This is a genomic window from Mesorhizobium sp. M6A.T.Cr.TU.016.01.1.1 (assembly GCF_003952585.1).
Lineage (GTDB): Bacteria > Pseudomonadota > Alphaproteobacteria > Rhizobiales > Rhizobiaceae > Mesorhizobium > Mesorhizobium mediterraneum.
Genome location: NZ_CP034452.1, coordinates 1,908,937 through 1,926,567, shown reverse-complemented (window position 1 = coordinate 1,926,567; position 17,631 = coordinate 1,908,937). Strand labels below are relative to the sequence as shown.

The following is a 17,631-nucleotide window of genomic DNA, read 5'->3' as shown; positions in this document are numbered from 1 at the left end:
GGGAGGAAACCATGGGAAACATCACGCTCAAGAACGTCTCCAAGTCCTTCGGGTCGACGATCATCATTCCGGGTATCGATCTGGTCATCGAGAACGGCGAGTTCGTCGTCTTCGTCGGCCCGTCGGGCTGCGGCAAGTCCACGCTGCTGCGGCTGATCGCCGGGCTGGAGGACACCACCGCCGGCACCATCAACATCGACGGCCGCGACGTGACCGGCGAGGCGCCGGCCAAGCGCAAGCTGGCCATGGTGTTCCAGTCCTATGCGCTCTACCCGCATATGACGGTGGCCAAGAACATCGCCTTTCCGCTGAAGATGGCGGGAGAGGACCAGGCGACCATCGACAAGAAGGTGAAGGACGCGGCGCGCATCTTGAATCTCACCAACTATCTCGAACGCCGCCCCGGCCAGCTCTCCGGCGGTCAGCGCCAGCGCGTCGCCATTGGTCGCGCCATCGTGCGCCAGCCTTCGGCCTTCCTGTTCGACGAACCTTTGTCCAACCTCGACGCGGCCTTGCGCGGCACCATGCGGCTGGAAATCAGTGAGTTGCACCATCAGCTCAAGACGACGATGGTCTACGTCACCCACGACCAGGTCGAGGCGATGACCATGGCCGACAAGATCGTCGTGCTCAATGCCGGCAATGTCGAGCAGGTCGGCTCGCCGATGGAACTCTACAAGACGCCGAAGAACCTGTTCGTCGCCGGCTTCATCGGCTCGCCAAAGATGAACCTGATCGAAGGCGCGCCGGCGGCCAAGTACGGCGCCAGGACGGTCGGTATCCGTCCGGAGCATATGAACATTTCAACGACAACAGGCGACTGGAAGGCCACGGTCGGTGTCGCCGAGCATCTTGGCTCCGATACATTTTTGCACGTGCAAGCGGACGGCGTCGGTCCGCTGACTGTGCGCGCCGACGGCGAACTGTCCGTCGATCACGGCGACACGATCTATCTGACTCCGGACAAGGCCAAGCTGCACCGCTTCGGCGCCGACGGAAAGGCCATGATGCAATGAGGCTCGAGGGTAAATCGGCGCTGATCACCGGTTCGGCGCGCGGCATCGGCAGGGCGTTCGCCGAAGCCTATGCGCGCGAGGGCGCCACGGTTGCGATCGGCGACATCAATCTCGAAGCTGCGGAAAAGACGGCTTCCGAGATCGGTGCGAAAGCCTATGCGGTCAAGCTCGACGTCACCGACCTCGCTTCGGTCGAGGCGGCGGTGAAAGCGGTCGAGACAAGGACCGGCGGGTTGGACATCCTGATCAACAACGCCGCTTTGTTCGACCTGGCGCCGATCGTCGAGATCACCAAAGCGAGCTACGACCGTCTGTTTTCCGTCAATGTCGCCGGCACGCTGTTCATGCTGCAGGCAGCCGCCCGCTCGATGATCGCCCGGGGCAAGGGCGGCAAGATCATCAACATGGCGAGCCAGGCCGGGCGCCGCGGCGAGGCGCTGGTTGGCGTCTATTGCGCCACCAAGGCCGCCGTCATCTCGCTCACCCAGTCGGCTGGGCTCGATCTGATCAAGCACCGCATCAACGTCAATGCCATCGCGCCGGGCGTCGTCGACGGCGAGCACTGGGATCATGTCGATTCCCTGTTCGCCAAGTACGAGAACCGGCCGAAAGGCGAGAAGAAGCGGTTGGTCGGCGAGGCGGTGCCTTATGGCCGCATGGGCACGGCGCAAGACCTCACCGGCATGGCGGTGTTCCTGGCCAGCGAGGACGCCGAGTACATCGTCGCCCAGACCTACAATGTCGACGGTGGCCAGTGGATGAGTTGAGGGGGGCGAAGGCGCTCTTCTCCCCGTTTCCTCCACGGGGAGAAGAGCCGTCCCGCCCAAGGATAAAAAGCAAATGGCCGTGAAACTCTCGTCTTCCATCCTCGCCAAGCTTCCGCCCAAGGTTGCCGGCCCGAAATATGATCGCGCTGCGCTCAAAGCCGGCATCGTGCATTTCGGCGTCGGCAATTTCCACCGCTCGCACCAGGCCGTCTATCTCGACGATCTGTTCAATTCGGGCGTTGGCCACGACTGGGCACTGGTCGGCGCCGGCGTCTTCGAGGGCGAGAAGGTCGGCCGCGGCAAGCTGCAGGAACAGGACTTGCTGACCACCGTGGTCGAGCAGGACAGTGGTCATATGAGCGCCCGCGTCACCGGCGTCATGGTCGATTTCCTGATGCCGGGCGACGCGGCCGCGATCATCGAACGGCTCGCCGATCCGGCGATAAGGATCGTTTCTCTGACCATCACCGAAGGCGGCTACTTCATCGATCCGGCGTCCGGCGTGTTCAATCCAACCCATCCCGACATTGTCGCCGATGCCGAGCCGGGCGCTACGCCGAAGACCGTCTTCGGCATCATTCTTGCCGGGTTGATCCGCCGCCGCGACAGCGGCATCGTGCCCTTCACGGTCATGTCTTGCGACAACATTCCCCACAACGGCCATGTCACGTATGACGGCGTCGTTGGTCTCGCGCGGCTGATCGACGAGGATCTGGCAAACTGGGTGAGCGAGAAAGTCGCCTTTCCCAATGGCATGGTCGACCGCATCACGCCGGCCACCACCGACCGCGAGCGCGGCATTCTGTCGAGCGAGTTCGGCCTTGAAGACAACTGGCCGGTGTTCTGCGAGCCGTTCAAGCAATGGGTGCTGGAGGACCATTTCACCGACGGCCGCCCGCCGTTGGAAAAGGTCGGCGTGCAGTTCGTCAGCGATGTCGCGCCCTACGAGCTGATGAAGATCCGTATCCTCAATGGCGGCCATGCGACCATCGCCTATCCGGCCGGGCTGATGGACATCCATTTCGTCCACGAGGCGATGCAGGAGCCGCTGGTGCGCGGCTTTCTCGACAGACTGGAGCACGACGAGATCATCCCGACCGTGCCGCCGGTGCCGGACACCGTGCTGGAGGACTATTATCAACTCATCGAGCACCGCTTCTCCAATCCGAAGATCGGCGACACGATCCGCAGGCTTTGTCTCGATGGCTCCAACCGGCAGCCGAAATTTATCATCCCGACCATCGCCGACCGGCTGAAAGCCGGCAAGGGCGTCGCCGGCCTGGCGCTGGAATCGGCGCTCTGGTGCCGTTACTGCTTCGGCACGACGGATAGCGGCGCCGTCATCGAACCCAACGATCCGAGCTGGGACCGGCTGCAGACGACCGCCAGGGCGGCAAAGGATGCGCCTGCCGTCTGGCTTGCCATGGAAGACATCTATGGCGATGTCGGCCGCGCGGCGCCGTTTGTCGAAGCCTTTGTCAATGCGCTCAAGGCGCTCTGGGCCGACGGTGCGCGCGCGACACTGACGCGCTACCTCGCCGGCAATCTCTAAAATCGGCTGCCCATGAAGTCTCGCCCATGAAGGCCCTGCAATGACGCCTGATCTGGTCATCTTCGACTGCGACGGCGTGCTGGTCGACAGCGAGACGCTGTCCGTCGCGGCGCTGCTTGGCATGATCACGCTCGCAGGCGGTGATGTCAGCGAGGAGATCGCCTATGAGCATTTTCTCGGCAAGAGCATGAAAAGCGTTCGCGAAATTCTTCTTAGCGACTTCGGGATTGATATCACCGACCAGCATCTGACCGGGATGCGTGTCGAGCTGATGCGCAAGTTTCGCGAGGAGCTGAAACCGATCCCCGGCATCGGGCAGGTTCTGGCGCGGCTCGGGCTGCCATGCTGCGTCGCCTCCTCCGGCACGCTGGACCGCATCCGTTATGCGCTCGACGTCACCGGGCTGCTCGAGCTCTTGGAGCCGCATCTGTTCAGCGCCGCCATGGTCGCGCGGGGCAAGCCGGCGCCGGACCTTTTTCTCCACGCAGCCGCCAAAATGGGAGCAATCCCGCAAAATTGTCTGGTCATCGAGGACAGCCCCGCCGGCATCGAAGCGGCGCGGGCGGCAGGCATGCGCGTCCTTGCCTTCACCGGCGGCTCCCATACCGGCAACCCGGCACTGAAAGCGCGGCTTGCGTCGAGTGAGCCGGACTTTATATTCGCTGACATGCTGCAATTGCCCGATCTGATTGCAGGCCTGGGAGCGAGAGCAGGAACACCTTGACGAAAAGTTTCGTTTGCGCGGTCGATGTCGGCACCGGGAGCGCCCGCGCGGGCATTCTCGACACCGGAGGCACCTTGCTCGGTCGCGCCGAGCACCCGATCGTCATGAACCGGCCGAAGGCCGATCACGCCGAACATGATTCGCGGGATATCTGGTCGGCGGTCTGCGTTGCGGTGCGCGCCGCCCGCGAAAAGGCCGGCGTGGCAGCGGAGAATATCGTCGGCATCTCCTTCGATGCCACCTGCTCGCTCGTGGTGCGGGGCAGGGATGGTGGCCAGCTCAGCGTGTCGGTGTCGGGCGAAAGGCGCTGGGACACCGTCGTCTGGCTCGATCACCGCGCCATTGCCGAGGCGGATGAATGCACCGAAAGCGGCCATGCCGTGCTCGACTATATCGGCGGCGTCATGTCGCCGGAAATGGCAACGCCGAAGCTGATGTGGCTGAAGCGCAACCTGCCCGGAACATGGAATGAAGCCGGCTATTTATTCGACCTCACCGACTTTCTCACCTGGAAGGCGACCGGCTCGCTCGCCCGTTCGCAGTGCACGCTGACCGCCAAGTGGACCTATCTGGCGCATGAGGAAACCGGCTGGCGGCGCAGCTTCTTCGAAGCCGTCGGCCTTGGCGACCTTTTCGAGCATGGCAATCTGCCTGACAAGGCCAGCCCGGTCGGCACCGATATCGGCCGGCTGAGCGCGGAAGCTGCAGCTGAGCTTGGCCTGACCGAAAAATGCCGGGTCGGCGCCGGCGTCATTGATGCCTATGCCGGCGCTCTCGGGGTCCTCGGTGGCTTTGCCGGCGATGAAACCAACATCGGCCGCCATCTGGCGCTGATCGCCGGCACGTCGAGCTGCGTCATGGCGATGTCACCCGATCCGCAACCCTTTGCCGGAGTCTGGGGCCCTTACTATGGGGCGGGCCTTCCCAAGCTTTGGCTGTCGGAAGGCGGTCAATCGGCGACCGGCGCGCTGCTCGACCACATCATCCGCTGGCATGGCGCCGGCGGTGAGCCGGACGCCGCCATGCACGCCAGGATCGCCCGGCGTGTCGCCGAACTGCGTGCCATAGAGGGCGAGAATCTTGCCGGAAGGCTGCATGTGCTGCCGGATTTCCACGGCAACCGCTCGCCGCTCGCCGATCCGCATGCGGTCGGCGTCATCAGCGGACTGACGCTGGATTCCTCCTTCGACAGCCTGTGCAAGCTCTATTGGCGCACCGCCGTCGGCATCGCGCTCGGCGTGCGCCATGTGCTGGAGGCACTGAACGAGAACGGCTATCTGATCGACACGCTGCATGTCACCGGCGGGCACACCAAGAACCCGCTGCTGATGGAGCTTTACGCCGACGCCACCGGCTGCACGGTGGTCGAGCCGCTCGCCGACGAGGCGGTGCTGCTCGGCACCGGCATGGTCGCGGCCACCGCCGCCGGGCTTTTCCCCGATCTGAACGCCGCTTGCGTCGCCATGCAGCAGGGCGGCAGGAAGCGGGCGTCGAATCCAGCCGCCGCCGGCCGATTCGATCGCGACTACCGGGTGTTTTTGGAGATGCATCAGCAGAGGCAGGCGCTGGACGCGATCAGATAGAACAGCGTGCAATGCGCCCGCTATCCCTGGTTCCAGCGCCGGACAATCGGTTCGCCGAGGTCGTGCTCGTAGCCGAGCACGCTTATGCTGGCGGTATCCAGGACGAAGAGGGCGCCATCTTGCGGCGGCAGGCCGAGCCAGCGCGCGGCCAGCAACCGCAGGAAATGAGCGCTTGAGAAAACCAGGACATTGCCGCCGACCTCGCGCAACTGGTTGACGATCCGATCCGCCCTCGCGCCGACATCCTGCGCCGCTTCGCCGCTTGGGCAGCCGTCGCGAAAGAGACGCCAGCCTGGACGCTCGATGAGGATCTGCTTGGTGGTCAGGCCCTCGTAAGCGCCGTAATCCCATTCCGCCAGATCGGCCAGCTTCACGCAGGCCGAGCCGAAGCCGGCCAGCGTGCAAGTCTTGAAGGCGCGCTGGGACGGGCTCGACCAGACAGCCTGGAACGAAAGGCCCTGCAACCGCTCAGCGATCCGCCCGGCCGCCTCCTCGCCGGCAGGCGTCAACGGTATGTCGGTCAGGCCGGTGTGCTTTCCGGAGGCGCTCCATTCCGTCTCGCCATGCCGAACCAGGTAAATTTCGGGAAACGCGCTCATCCGCATGCCTTTCGATGAAATCTGTACGCCGCCTGCCGGTGTCGGATTGGCCACAACGCAAACTATAGTGGCTTCCATGCTTTCTCCAATAGGCGCGCCAATAGGCATGATTGAGACCTCTGCGACTTTGCTGGCTTAACCCTTCCCCGCGTCAGCCTCTTGCCATAGCTGCCCATTTCGTAGACAAGCCGTGCGGTTAATGCGGAATCCGGGCCGATCACGGCCATTTTCCGCGCTGAGACGTGGCTTCCGGCTTTAGCCGACGCGCCGCAATCGGATAGGCGAAAAAATGTCTGCGATCGAAGCCGGCGCTCGCGCGCCGGAAAATCTTTGGCGTCAGGAAATCAGGGCGACGCTGGCGCTCGCCTGGCCGATGGTGCTCACCAATCTCGGCCAGACCGCGATGACTGCCACCGACGTCATGATGATGGGACGGCTGGGTCCGGACACGCTGGCCAGCGGCGCCCTCGGCGCCAACCTCTATTTCATGCCGCTGATCTTCGGGCTCGGCCTGATGCTGGCGACCTCGCCAATGATCGCCACCGAGCTCGGCCGCCGTCGTCATTCGGTGCGCGACCTACGCCGCACCGTGCGCCAGGGCCTGTGGCTGGCGATCCTCATTTGCATTCCGATCTGGATCTTTCTCTGGCACGGCGAGGCCGTGTTGCTGGCCATGGGCCAGGAGCCGGCGCTCGCGCATCAGGCCGGCATCTACCTGCGCTGGCTCGAATGGGCGGTGCTGCCCTTCTACGGGTACATCGTCCTGCGCTCGTTCATCTCGGCGCTGGAGCGGCCGGGCTGGGCGCTGGTCATCGTCTTCGTTGCCGTCGCCTGCAACGCCCTCTTCAACTGGGTGTTCATGTTCGGCAATCTCGGCATTCCTTCGATGGGTATTGCCGGCTCCGGCCTCGCCACCACGCTGTCGAGCATGCTGATGTTCGTCGGCATGGCGGCGGTGGTGATGCTTGAGCCGAAGTTTCGCCGCTACCGTCTGTTCGGGCGCTTCTGGCGGGCCGACTGGCCGCGCTTCAAGGGCCTGCTGCGGCTCGGTCTGCCGATCGCCGGCCTCCTGGCATTCGAGGTGACGATCTTCAACGCGGCGGCGCTTCTCATGGGTCTGATCGATGCGGACTCGCTCGCGGCGCATGCCATTGCCATCCAGATCGCCTCGATCTCCTTCATGGTGCCGCTCGGGCCTCAATCAGGCGGCGACGGTGCGTGTCGGTCTGGCCCATGGCGCCAGCGATGCGGAAGGTGTCTCCCGCGCCGGCTGGACCGCCTTTGTCATCGGCGTCTCCTTCATGGCGCTGATGGGATTGGCGATGATCCTGTGGCCGCAACTGCTGATCAGCGCTTTCATCGACCTCGCTAACCCGGCCAATGCCAGGGTGATCGGGCTTGCCGTGTCGTTCCTGGCGTTTGCCGCGCTGTTTCAGATTTTCGACGGCGCGCAGGCCGTCGCCGCCGGCATGCTACGCGGCCTGCACGACACCACGGTGCCGATGATCTATGCCGCGATCGGCTATTGGGGCATCGGCCTGCCGCTCGGCGTGCTGCTGGCTTTCCATTCCGGGCTCAACGGCGTCGGCATCTGGATCGGCCTGTCGTTGGGACTGGCGGTGGTGGCGGCGCTGCTTCTGGCGCGCTGGCTGCGGCGAGACAGGATCGCGCCGCCGATCTCCTTTGGGCATTGATGAAAGCGGCACCGTCACGAAGGAGCGCGGGTCGTGACGTCTATGGGTATTTCGTCTGATTTGCACTCGCGGCCTGGGGGCTTAAATCGCGTTGCAACTCCGTTGGCAGTGGAAGACTTGAGCACCGCAGGTGCACCTCGCGGGCGAACAATTTTCGTTGCTTCTGCTGGTGCTCCTTGATGGCTGCTGCGAGCCCTAATCCGTACGGGCCAAGAAAGACGCCGGTCCCCCAACCCGGCTGCTTTTTTTCGCGAGCGTCGTAGTCCGAGGCCTCCATGCGGGCTTGCTGGCATCCCGGCGACGCCCATTTCTGGTCTTGCTTCGAAAGCGACGCTCCATAGTCGACCGGAGAGATCGCGCATCCGGCCACCGTCGCTGCCAACGCGACGAATATTGCAATTCTCATCCCCAAGCCCTTCCTAAAGTATGTGGAGAGTACACAGAACTCTTCTTCCAACAAGGAGATAGCTCCGAAGAGGTGACCGGAAACACGGTTAAGGAGGCATCCGAGCGCTAGTCGCAGAACCGGCGTCCTAGTTTTTAGTTGCCCGTCGTTCAAGCGAACGTGCGTATTGCGTCAGCGGGAAGCACATGATGAAGAAGATCAAAGCGACCAGCCCATACACGGTGAACGGCTCGAAGGTCGCATTGTTGATGGCGTTGGATGTCCTGACCAGTTCCTCGAAACCGATGATTGAGGTCAGCGCGGTCGACTTGATCAACTGCACCAGGAAACCGACGGTCGGCGCGCGGGTGATAGAAAACGCCTGCGGCAGGATGATCAGCCTGAGTTCCTGCAGATAATGAAGGCCGAGGCTGGCGCCCGCATCCCACTGGCCGCGCGGCAGCGCATCGACGCCGCCGCGCCAGATTTCGGCGAGATAGGCGCTGGCGAAGAAGGTGAGACCAAATGCGGCGGCGGTCCACGGTTCGATACGCAAGCCCAGCATCGGCAGGCCAAAGAACATCAGGAAGAGCTGCATGAGCAGCGGCGTTCCCTGGAAAAGCGCGATGTAGCCCGAAGCAATTCGCCGGCTCCACTTGTTCTTGGCGATGCGGAAGAACAGCACGACCATGCCGACCACGCCGCCGCCGACGAAGGCCGCCAATGACAGAAGCACCGTCCAGCGGGCGGCGAGCAGAAGGTTGCGGACGATATCCCAGAAGGTGAATTCGATCATGACACGCCGGCTCCCAGAGCGCGGCGGCCGCCGCTGACCAGCAGCCGGCGCAGCCCCATCGACAGGACGAGATAGACCATTGTCACCACGAAATAGGTCTCGAAAGCGCGGAAGGTGCGCGCCTGCAGCATGTCGGCCTCGTAGGTCAGCTCACGCACCGCGATCTGCGACACGACGGCGGACTCCAGCATCATGATGACGATCTGGCTGGTCAACGCCGGAAAGATCACCTTGAGCGCCTGCGGCAGCACGATCTTGACGAAGACCTGGCGCGGCCGGAGGCCAAGCGCCAGGGCCGCTTCCGTCTGCCCACGCGGCACGGCGTCGAGCCCGGCGCCGACGACCTCGATCGTGTAGGCCGCCATATTAAGCGTCATCGCCAGCATGGCGGCCAGCACCGGATCGAGCCTTATGCCGATGCTGGGCAGCCCAAAGAAGATGAAGAACAGCTGCACCAGGAACGGCGTGTTCCTGATAATTTCGACATAGACGCCGATCGCCCGCTTGAGCAGCAGGGGGCCGTTTCGCCGCCCCGCCGCGCCGAGGATGCTGAGGAACGTTCCCGCGAGCGTGGTCACGGCGATCAAGAGGATCGTCGTGGCCGCCCCTCGCGCGATCGCGCCTGTCGCATCGGCAAGCCAGCCGAAGTCGAGGCTATAGCCCACCCGATGTCAATCCTTGAGGTTGTCGGGATTGAGCGGCGTCTTGAGCCAGGCCTTCGAGCTTTCGTCCAGCTTGCCGTCGGCCAGCATCTTGGCGATCGCGTCGTTGACGGCCTGCTTCAGGCGGTCCTCGTTCTTGTTGAGGCCGATATGCGAGGGTGAGGTGAGGAGCTGGAACTTCTGCTCCGGCTTCAGCGCCTCTTGGCGGGCGAGCACCTGAGCGCCGACGTCGTTGCCGACGACCATCAGCTGGGTCTGGCCCGAGATGAAGGCCTGGATGACGGAATTATAGTTGTCGAAACGGCGGATATCGGCCGAGGCGGGTGCTGCCTCGGTAAGCGACGTATCTTCCAGCGTGCCGCGGTTGACGGCGATCGACTTGTCGGCGAGGTCGTCCTTGCCTTCGACCTTGAGCGCGGCCGGGCCAATCACGGCGATATAATAGGGTGCATAGGCGGCGGCGAAATCGATCACCTGCTCACGCTCCTTGGAGTAGCCGACGCTCATCAGGATATCGACGCGCTTGTCGGTAAGATACGGGATGCGGTTCTGGCCGGTCACGCTGACCAAATTGAGCTTGACCTTGAGCTGGTCGGCGATGAACTGCGCCACGTCGATGTCATAGCCTTTGATGCTCATATCGGCACTGGCCGAGGAGAAGGGCGGAAAGTCGGAGAAAATGCCGACATTGATGGCGCCGGCCTTGGTGATGTCGTCGACCGCGTCGGCATTGGCGGCCTGGGTGGCGAGACCAAAACCGGCGAGCATCAGCGCGGCAGCTATGGATGATTTGAGCTTCATGTGAAATGTCATTGTCGTTCCCCTGCTGGAAGCTTGTTTTGTTGAATGCGGCCGCCGGCTCCAGCGCGGCGGTCGCCTTGGATTTGCTGTCGGGCTCCCTCAGGCTCCCTTGCCTGTTATCGCCGGGCTGAACACCATCAGGCTGAGGATCTCGAACAGCACCTGCGCGCCGGCATGGGCGGTGTTGGTGGTTGCGTCATATTGCGGCGCCACCTCGACGACGTCGCCGCCGACGATGTTGAGGCCCTTCAGGCCGCGCAGAAGTTCAAGCACTTCCCGCGTCGTCAGCCCGCCGACTTCCGGCGTGCCGGTGCCCGGCGCGAAGGCCGGATCGACGCTGTCGATGTCGAAGGACACATAGGTCGGCCCGTCGCCGACGATCTTTCGCGCCTTCTCGATGATGGCGGGGACGCCGAGGCCGGTCACCTCTTCGGCATGCACGACGGTCATGCCGGATTCGTAGGTGAACTCCCATAGATATTCGGCCGAGCCGCGGATGCCAATCTGGATAGTGCGGGTCGGGTCGAGCACGCCGTCCAGCACCGCGTTGCGGAACGGCCCGCCATGATGGAACTTGGTCATGTCGAACAGGCCGCTGGTGTCGCAATGGGCGTCGATGTGGATCATGCCGACCGGCGCCTTTTTGCCGACGGCCTTCAGGATCGGATGGCTGATCGAATGATCGCCGCCCACCGAAAGCGGAATGACGCCGGCGTCGACGATCTGGTTGGCGCGGCGCTCGATGTCGTCATGGCTGGTTTCCAGCCGGTAGCGGCTCTGGAACGGCACATCGCCGATGTCGGCCACCTTCAGCTCATGCGTCGGGGCGCATTCCAGCACATGATTATAGGGCCCGATGCGCTCGATGGCGCGCAGCGCCCTTGGCCCGAAGCGGGCCCCGGGCCGGTTGGTGACGCCGAGATCCATCGGCACGCCGATCATCGCCACCTGCAAATCGCCGAAGTCCGGATTGTCGGCGGCAATTTGCCGGTAGGGCGCGGCGAGGAAGGTCGGGATGCCGGAATAGGGCGCCAGCCGCGTGCCGCTCTTGGAAAAGATCTTGTCGGCGACCTTCCGGAATTTCGGGTCGAACATCTCGCCGCCATGGCTTTCGCCATATTTGCGGCGCAACGCTTCGAGCTTGCCGCTGTTATAACCCATGTCGGTCCTCCATGGCTGGCGCAGTGCGGCCATCAATGACGGTCGCCATCCCGCCGGCTGCCTGCGCATTTCAGGTCTTGATACTGTTCCCGGGCAAAGTGTCTTGTAGCCGCATTGAAAAATCAATTGATATTGTTAGGGTCTTCGCTGTGAGGAAATCTCACATCAATGTTGAGCACGACCTTGTCCGAAAACCGGGTCCCACTTCTCGGGATCGTGCTCCAGCGGGAATCTGATGGCCAAGCGTCTGCCACCTTTGAATCCACTGCGGGCCTTCGAGGCGACGGCGCGTCACGCCTCGCTGACCAAGGCGGCAGCTGAGTTGAACGTCACCCATGGCGCCATCAGCCATCAGATCAAGGCGCTCGAACAGTCGCTTGGCGTCAAGCTGTTCGAGCGCGCCGGTCAGCGGGTGAAGCTGACGCCGCACGGCGCCGAATTGCTGCCGGCAGTGTCAACCGCCTTCGACGGCATCGCTGCCGCCACGCAGCGCATGACCAGACCGGCCAGCACCGGCGCCTTGTCGGTGTCCTGCGTGCCGGCGCTGCTGTTGCTGTGGATGATCCCGCGGCTCGGCAGCTTCACCTCGCAATATCCTGATATCAGGCTGACGCTGATCCCATCCAATGACGCCAAGGACATCCGCGCGCCGCATATCGACATCTGCGTGCACTATGGCGACGGCAGCTGGACCGATTGCTGGATGCGCAAATGGTCGGGCCTCGAGCTGTTCCCGGTGGTCAGTCCGACGCTGATCAACAACCGTCCGATCCGCACCGTGCGCGATCTCGCCGATCATGTCTTCCTGCATGGCGACGACGGCCGTGAATGGCACACCTGGCTGGCCGCCGCCGACGCGCTGGACCTGGAGCGCGGCCGCCGCCATCATCTCGGCGACGCCCGCATGGCGAGCGAGGCTGCGGTTCATGGTCATGGCGTGGCGCTTGGCGATACGGTGACGGCAAGCGGGCTGCTCGCCAGGGGGCTGCTTGTCGCGCCGTTCAGCCTGTCGGTGCCGGCGGTCGACGATTTCTACGTCGTCTGCCGCAACGAGATGAGGTCGGCGCCGATCGTGCAGCTGTTCATCGACTGGCTGTTTGCCGAAAAGGAGCAGGCTGACGGCCGTGCCGATGCGCCGGTGGCGGGCCGCATCGGCATCCGCAGGAAGCGCCCGGCGCTGCGAGTGGTCGGCGCCAAGACCGCGTCCTGAGGCTGCAATTGCCGAAGCCGCATACATGCCGCAGGCTCTCTTTTTGTCGGGCCAGCCCGCAAAGCGGGAAGCGCATTCAAAAATTCAATGCTAAGAGGCTTCCGCAGGAAGCGAGCAGTGAAGGCGGCATCGAGACATGACTAAGACCGATATAGCGCGGCGCGTCTACAACCACACCTGGAAGCTCGACCCGATCGTCCGCAGCCTGCTCGACACCGATTTCTACAAGCTGCTGATGCTGCAGATGATCTGGGGCATGTATCCCAAGGTCGATGCCACCTTCTCACTGATCAACCGCACCACCTCGGTCCGCCTTGCCGACGAGATCGACGAGGCGGAACTGCGTGATCAGCTCGACCATGCCCGCACCTTGCGCTTCTCCAAGAAGGAGATGATCTGGCTCGGCGGCAACACCTTCTATGGCCGCAAGCAGATCTTCGAGCCGGAATTCCTCGCCTGGCTCGAAGATTTCCAGCTGCCGGAATACGAGCTTTTCAAGCGCGATGGTCAGTACGAATTGAGCTTCAGCGGTCCGTGGATGTACACGACGCTGTGGGAGATCCCGGCGCTCGCCATCATCAACGAATTGCGGTCGCGCGCCGCCATGCGGGCGTTCGGCCCCTTCGCGCTCGACGTGCTCTATGCCCGCGCCAAGGCCAAGATGTGGGCCAAGACCGAGCGGCTGAAAGCGCTGCCCGATATCCGCATTTCGGATTTCGGCACACGCCGCCGCCATTCCTTCCTGTGGCAGCGCTGGTGCGTCGAAGCGCTCAAGGAAGGCATCGGCGAGGCTTTCACCGGCACCTCCAACGTGCTGCTCGCCATGGACAACGACCTCGAAGCGCTCGGCACCAACGCGCATGAGCTGCCGATGGTGTTCGCCGCGCTCGCCAATTCGGAAAAGGAATTGAAACAGTCGCCCTACAAGGTGCTGCAGGACTGGCAGCGCTATTATGGCGGCAATTTGCTGATCGTGCTGCCGGACACCTTCGGCACCGCGGCGTTCCTGCGTGATGCGCCGGAGTGGATCGCCGACTGGACCGGTTTTCGCCCCGACAGCGCGCCGCCGATCGAAGGCGGCGAAAAAATCCTTTCCTGGTGGCGCGAAAAGGGCAAGGACCCCAGGCAGAAGCTGCTGATCTTCTCCGACGGGCTCGAGGTCGAGACCATCGAGGAAACCTACCGCCATTTCCACGGCAAGGTGCGCATGTCGTTCGGCTGGGGCACCAACCTGACCAATGACTTCGAGGGCTGCGCGCCGACCGAGACCAACCGGCTCGACGCCATCTCGCTGGTCTGCAAGGTCACCGAGGCCAATGGCCGCCCGGCGGTCAAGCTCTCCGACAACCCGGCCAAGGCGACCGGCGACGAGAAGGAGATCGAGCGTTACATCAGGATCTTTGGCGAGAAAGACCGCGTGGAGCAGCTGGTCAAGGTGTGAGAGGGTGATGCCGGCAAGAAGGAATTCTTGGATAACATGAGTTCCTTCGCGCCCCCCTCTGTCCTGCCGGACATCTCCCCCTCAAGGGGGGAGATTGGCAGCTCGCTCGCTCAGCGCTTTTCTTGCCGGGCCGAAAGCTGGCGAAGGCAGAGATTACAGCCAATCTCCCCCCTTGAGGGGGAGATGTCCGGCAGGACAGAGGGGGGCGCCGTAGAGCGCTGCCGCTTGGCAACAGCAATGCTCTTTGCGGCTTCGTCAATCCTCCTGTCACCCACCCCCGCCTTCGCCCATGCCTCCGACCGCGGCCACGTCCTGCTCCTCCCCACCGGCTACTACGTCGTCGGCGGGGCGCTCGCTGTCGCCGCCAGCTTCCTCGTTCTGGCGCTGCTGCCGCCGGACTCCATCAACCGCCTCTGGCGGCGGCGCCTGCCGCTTTTCGCATTCGGCGACGGCGCACGGACTATCGTCAGTCTGATATCCTTTGCCGGCTTTGCAATTCTTGTCGCGGCCGGCCTGTTCGGCAGCCGCGATCCGCTCTCCAACCCGTTGCCCCTCACCATCTGGACGCTGCTCTGGGTTGGGCTGGCCTCGCTGCAGGGCCTGTTCGGCAATCTCTGGTCCTGGCTGAACCCCTGGTACGGGCCTTGGCGTGTCATCTCACACCTGTTCGGCAAGCGGCGGACATGGCGCCCGCCCCCTTGGCTCGGCTGCTGGCCGGCCGTCGCGCTGTTCTTCGCCTTCGCCTGGTTCGAGCTGATCGACCCGGCGCCCGACGATCCGGCACGGTTGGCCTGGGCCGCCGGCTTCTATTGGCTGCTGAGCTTTGCCGCCATGCTGGTGTTCGGCTACCGCGACTGGAGCCGGCGAGGCGAGTTCCTGACCGTCTTCTTCGCCATGATTGCGCGCTTCGCCGTCGTCGAGCGCAATGAAGTCGAGCGCAATGAAGACGGCCGGCTCAGTCTGTGCTGGCCGGGCGCCAAGCTCAGCAATGCCGCGCCGCTGTCGCCCAGTGGCCTCGCTTTCCTGTTGCTGGCGCTGTCGTCGGTCTCCTTCGACGGCCTGTCGAAAACCTTCTTCTGGCTCGGCCTGTTCGGCATCAATCCGCTGGAGTTTCCCGGCCGCACGGCGGTGATCGGCATCGGCACCTTCGGTCTCGTGCTGACGTTCGTCTTGCTTGCAGCCGCATTCATTCTTGCAATTGTCCTCGGCCAGCGCCTGGCCGGAAGCGAGCATTCCCTCAGTCAGGCCGCCGGGCTGCTGGTCTGGTCGATCGTGCCGATCGCGCTTGCCTATCATGTCGCGCATTATCTGACAGCGCTGCTGGTCGATGGCCAATACGCCATCGCCGCCCTTTCCGACCCCTTCGCGCTGGGCTGGAACCTGTTCGGCACCGCCGATATGCAGATCGAAGCCGGCGTGGTCGCCGGCGCCGGCTCGGCGTGGTGGCTGTGGAATCTCCAGGCCGGCGTCATCATCGCCGGTCACATGCTCGCCGTGCTCGTCGCCCATGGCCTAGCCTGGCGACTGCACCCGGTTCCCGCCCGCGCCACGCTCAGCCAGTTTCCGCTCACCGTGCTGATGATCGCCTATACGGTCTTCGGCCTGTGGTTGCTTGCCACGCCGGCGGCCGGATGAGACAAAAGCCCGGCTCGATGGCGTCGATTAATCCCCATGGAAAGCCCGCTTGCCACATCAGGGCTTTGGTGATTTAGTTTGTACACATGCAATTTCGGCCCTCTTATTAAGAGTGGTCCACCTCGCTACAGCCATTGGTCAAAACTCAAAAAAACAAGGGGAACTGCCGTGACTGACAAGAATGGGTTTTTCGATCTCTCCAAAACCGGTCTCACCCGGCGCACCGCGCTGAAAGGGTTGGCCGCGGGCGCCGGCCTCGCCGTCGCGCCTGGGTTCGTGCGTTACAGCCAGGCGCAGAGCTCGGCGCCGATAAAGATCGGCTTCCAGTCCCACCGCACCGGCATTGGCGCCGCCTATGGCCGCTGGTATGAAAAGACCACCGCCGCTGCGGTCAAGGCGATCAACGAAGCCGGCGGCATCAACGGCCGGCCGGTCGAGGTGATCATCGAGGATGACGGCACCGATCCCGGCCGTGGCGCCGAGGTGGTTGGCAAGTTCGCCACCCAGCACAAGACCGACATCGTCTACGGCACGCTGTTTTCGCATGTCGTCATCGGCTCGGCGCCGGCCGCCGGCGAGGCCAAGATGCCCTATTTTGTCGTCAGCGAAGGCCACCATGTGGCCTCGACCAAGCTCAACCGCTACGTCTTCCAGCCCGGCATCACCGACGTGAAGAGCCAGATCCAGTCGATGGCGCCATGGATCGCGGCGAACGCCGGCAAGAAAGTGACGCAGATTTTTCCCGATTTCGCCTTTGGCTATGACCATCGCGACTACCTGCCGCCGGCGCTGAAGGCGCAAGGCGCCGAGGTCATCGCCCAGATCGCCATCCCGCCGACGGAATCGTCCTTCACCAAATATTTTCCGCAGATCCCGGCCGAGACCGAGGTGATCTACCACGTCATGGTCGGCCCGGCGGTGCTCACCTTCGTCAAGGAACTCGGCGAATTCTACGGCTCCAACCGGCCGCAGCTGTTCGGCTTCATCGATTCGCTCGAGGCCACCGACATCAACAGCCCCGGCCTGGAATTCCTCGACGGCAGCCATTTCTGGGAAGGCTCGCCGCGCTACGCGCAGCCTGACGACTCCGCCGCGCAGAAGGCCTATCGCGCCGCCGTCGGCATCGACGACAATGGCGCTGCCGTCGGTGATCCCAAGGACGTGTCCACCGCCGCGCACATGTTCGGCTGCTGGGAAACGCTCTATGTCGTCAAGAAGGCCATGGAGGATGCCGGCTACAAGGGTCCGGAAGACCGCGCCAAGCTGGTCGAGGCGACCGAGGCCTTGACCGAGTTCGCCGAAGGCCCCGAGCATCCGCAAGGACCGAAGACCTTCAACGGCAAGATCCATCAGTGCTTTGGCATCCAGAACATTTCGAAGGTCGAAGGCGGCCGGCTGAATGTCGTCCACAAGACCAAGATCGAGGACGGCCTCTACGAGCCGGAAGGGGATTACACGACCCAGCCGCTCTAGGCACGGCTTTGTCTGTGAGCGTGGGAGCCAAGTCACCCCCCTCTGTCCTGCCGGACATCTCCCCCTCAAGGGGGGAGATTGGCAGTTCGTACGAAGGCGGCTGCCTACCGACTTTGGCGATTGGCGAAACCG

Annotated in this window: 15 protein-coding genes and 1 pseudogene; 10 read left to right on the top strand and 6 right to left on the bottom strand. The window is 63.5% G+C overall.

All coding sequences use genetic code 11. The annotated features are described in order from the left end of the window. Window positions 1–11 precede the first annotated feature (11 nt). The 5 genes from EJ075_RS09000 to EJ075_RS08980 all read left to right on the top strand — a co-directional run bounded on the left by EJ075_RS09000 (window position 12) and on the right by EJ075_RS08980 (window position 5,642). On the top strand, window positions 12–1,016 hold the full coding sequence (locus EJ075_RS09000; RefSeq protein WP_126104097.1) for an ABC transporter ATP-binding protein: 1,005 nt from the start codon (window positions 12–14) through the stop codon (window positions 1,014–1,016). Beyond that, entirely contained in the window at window positions 1,013–1,783 is a 771-nt protein-coding gene (locus tag EJ075_RS08995) for an L-iditol 2-dehydrogenase (protein WP_126104096.1), read from the top strand. Before EJ075_RS09000 ends, EJ075_RS08995 begins: the two co-directional genes overlap by 4 nt. A gap of 73 nt (window positions 1,784–1,856) precedes the next feature. Further along, window positions 1,857–3,335 carry a mannitol dehydrogenase family protein gene (locus EJ075_RS08990; RefSeq protein WP_126104095.1) on the top strand — a complete coding sequence of 493 codons (1,479 nt, stop codon included), beginning with the start codon at window positions 1,857–1,859 and terminating at the stop codon, window positions 3,333–3,335. 40 nt (window positions 3,336–3,375) lie between these two features. Further along, window positions 3,376–4,059 carry an HAD family hydrolase gene (locus EJ075_RS08985; RefSeq protein ID WP_126104094.1) on the top strand — a complete coding sequence of 228 codons (684 nt, stop codon included), beginning with the start codon at window positions 3,376–3,378 and terminating at the stop codon, window positions 4,057–4,059. Then, the gene (locus EJ075_RS08980; RefSeq protein WP_126104093.1) at window positions 4,056–5,642 is read left to right on the top strand and encodes an FGGY-family carbohydrate kinase; all 1,587 of its coding nucleotides are present in this window, start codon (window positions 4,056–4,058) and stop codon (window positions 5,640–5,642) included. The genes EJ075_RS08985 and EJ075_RS08980 overlap by 4 nt, the downstream gene beginning before the upstream one ends. A 20-nt stretch (window positions 5,643–5,662) precedes the next feature. Here EJ075_RS08980 and EJ075_RS08975 read toward each other — a convergent pair whose 3' ends face one another. Then, window positions 5,663–6,241, bottom strand: a complete 579-nt coding sequence (locus EJ075_RS08975; RefSeq protein WP_126107287.1) for a histidine phosphatase family protein — start codon at window positions 6,239–6,241, stop codon at window positions 5,663–5,665. A gap of 289 nt (window positions 6,242–6,530) precedes the next feature. Here EJ075_RS08975 and EJ075_RS08970 point away from each other — a divergent pair. Beyond that, window positions 6,531–7,935, top strand: a pseudogene (locus EJ075_RS08970) (MATE family efflux transporter). Between the two features lie 40 nt (window positions 7,936–7,975). On the opposite strand, the gene EJ075_RS08965 reads toward EJ075_RS08970, so the two are convergent. From EJ075_RS08965 to speB, 5 genes are all read right to left on the bottom strand, one after another. Further along, window positions 7,976–8,341, bottom strand: coding sequence for a hypothetical protein (locus tag EJ075_RS08965; protein WP_126104092.1), 366 nt, complete (start codon window positions 8,339–8,341; stop codon window positions 7,976–7,978). A 127-nt stretch (window positions 8,342–8,468) separates the two neighbouring features. After that, on the bottom strand, window positions 8,469–9,116 hold the full coding sequence (locus EJ075_RS08960; RefSeq protein WP_126104091.1) for an amino acid ABC transporter permease: 648 nt from the start codon (window positions 9,114–9,116) through the stop codon (window positions 8,469–8,471). Continuing rightward, entirely contained in the window at window positions 9,113–9,781 is a 669-nt protein-coding gene (locus EJ075_RS08955; RefSeq protein WP_126104090.1) for an amino acid ABC transporter permease, read from the bottom strand. The genes EJ075_RS08960 and EJ075_RS08955 overlap by 4 nt, the downstream gene beginning before the upstream one ends. A gap of 6 nt (window positions 9,782–9,787) precedes the next feature. Next, window positions 9,788–10,591, bottom strand: a complete 804-nt coding sequence (locus tag EJ075_RS08950; RefSeq protein WP_126104089.1) for a transporter substrate-binding domain-containing protein — start codon at window positions 10,589–10,591, stop codon at window positions 9,788–9,790. 87 nt (window positions 10,592–10,678) lie between these two features. Beyond that, complete coding sequence (gene speB / locus EJ075_RS08945; protein WP_126104088.1) at window positions 10,679–11,740, bottom strand: agmatinase; 1,062 nt, start codon at window positions 11,738–11,740, stop codon at window positions 10,679–10,681. 235 nt (window positions 11,741–11,975) lie between these two features. Here speB and gcvA point away from each other — a divergent pair, with 235 nt between their 5' ends. The 4 genes from gcvA to EJ075_RS08920 all read left to right on the top strand — a co-directional run bounded on the left by gcvA (window position 11,976) and on the right by EJ075_RS08920 (window position 17,499). Next, window positions 11,976–12,950: a transcriptional regulator GcvA gene (gcvA, locus tag EJ075_RS08940; RefSeq protein ID WP_126104087.1), complete on the top strand. Its 975-nt coding sequence runs from the start codon at window positions 11,976–11,978 to the stop codon at window positions 12,948–12,950. Window positions 12,951–13,086: 136 nt separating this feature from the next. Next, on the top strand, window positions 13,087–14,391 hold the full coding sequence (gene pncB, locus EJ075_RS08935; protein WP_126104086.1) for a nicotinate phosphoribosyltransferase: 1,305 nt from the start codon (window positions 13,087–13,089) through the stop codon (window positions 14,389–14,391). A 237-nt stretch (window positions 14,392–14,628) separates the two neighbouring features. Then, window positions 14,629–16,026: a hypothetical protein gene (locus tag EJ075_RS08925; protein WP_245458129.1), complete on the top strand. Its 1,398-nt coding sequence runs from the start codon at window positions 14,629–14,631 to the stop codon at window positions 16,024–16,026. 168 nt (window positions 16,027–16,194) lie between these two features. After that, window positions 16,195–17,499 carry an ABC transporter substrate-binding protein gene (locus EJ075_RS08920; protein WP_126104084.1) on the top strand — a complete coding sequence of 435 codons (1,305 nt, stop codon included), beginning with the start codon at window positions 16,195–16,197 and terminating at the stop codon, window positions 17,497–17,499. The last annotated feature ends 132 nt before the right edge of the window (window positions 17,500–17,631 follow it).

What these genes read in the sequence shown, in the direction of transcription:
- EJ075_RS09000 (WP_126104097.1), top strand. Translation starts at nt 12, where the DNA reads ATGGGAAACATCACGCTCAAGAACGTCTCCAAGTCCTTCGGGTCGACG.
- EJ075_RS08995 (WP_126104096.1), top strand. Translation starts at nt 1,013, where the DNA reads ATGAGGCTCGAGGGTAAATCGGCGCTGATCACCGGTTCGGCGCGCGGC.
- EJ075_RS08990 (WP_126104095.1), top strand. Translation starts at nt 1,857, where the DNA reads ATGGCCGTGAAACTCTCGTCTTCCATCCTCGCCAAGCTTCCGCCCAAG.
- EJ075_RS08985 (WP_126104094.1), top strand. Translation starts at nt 3,376, where the DNA reads ATGACGCCTGATCTGGTCATCTTCGACTGCGACGGCGTGCTGGTCGAC.
- EJ075_RS08975 (WP_126107287.1), bottom strand. Translation starts at nt 6,241, where the DNA reads ATGAGCGCGTTTCCCGAAATTTACCTGGTTCGGCATGGCGAGACGGAA.
- EJ075_RS08965 (WP_126104092.1), bottom strand. Translation starts at nt 8,341, where the DNA reads ATGAGAATTGCAATATTCGTCGCGTTGGCAGCGACGGTGGCCGGATGC.
- EJ075_RS08960 (WP_126104091.1), bottom strand. Translation starts at nt 9,116, where the DNA reads ATGATCGAATTCACCTTCTGGGATATCGTCCGCAACCTTCTGCTCGCC.
- EJ075_RS08950 (WP_126104089.1), bottom strand. Translation starts at nt 10,591, where the DNA reads ATGACATTTCACATGAAGCTCAAATCATCCATAGCTGCCGCGCTGATG.
- speB (WP_126104088.1), bottom strand. Translation starts at nt 11,740, where the DNA reads ATGGGTTATAACAGCGGCAAGCTCGAAGCGTTGCGCCGCAAATATGGC.
- gcvA (WP_126104087.1), top strand. Translation starts at nt 11,976, where the DNA reads ATGGCCAAGCGTCTGCCACCTTTGAATCCACTGCGGGCCTTCGAGGCG.
- pncB (WP_126104086.1), top strand. Translation starts at nt 13,087, where the DNA reads ATGACTAAGACCGATATAGCGCGGCGCGTCTACAACCACACCTGGAAG.
- EJ075_RS08925 (WP_245458129.1), top strand. Translation starts at nt 14,629, where the DNA reads ATGCTCTTTGCGGCTTCGTCAATCCTCCTGTCACCCACCCCCGCCTTC.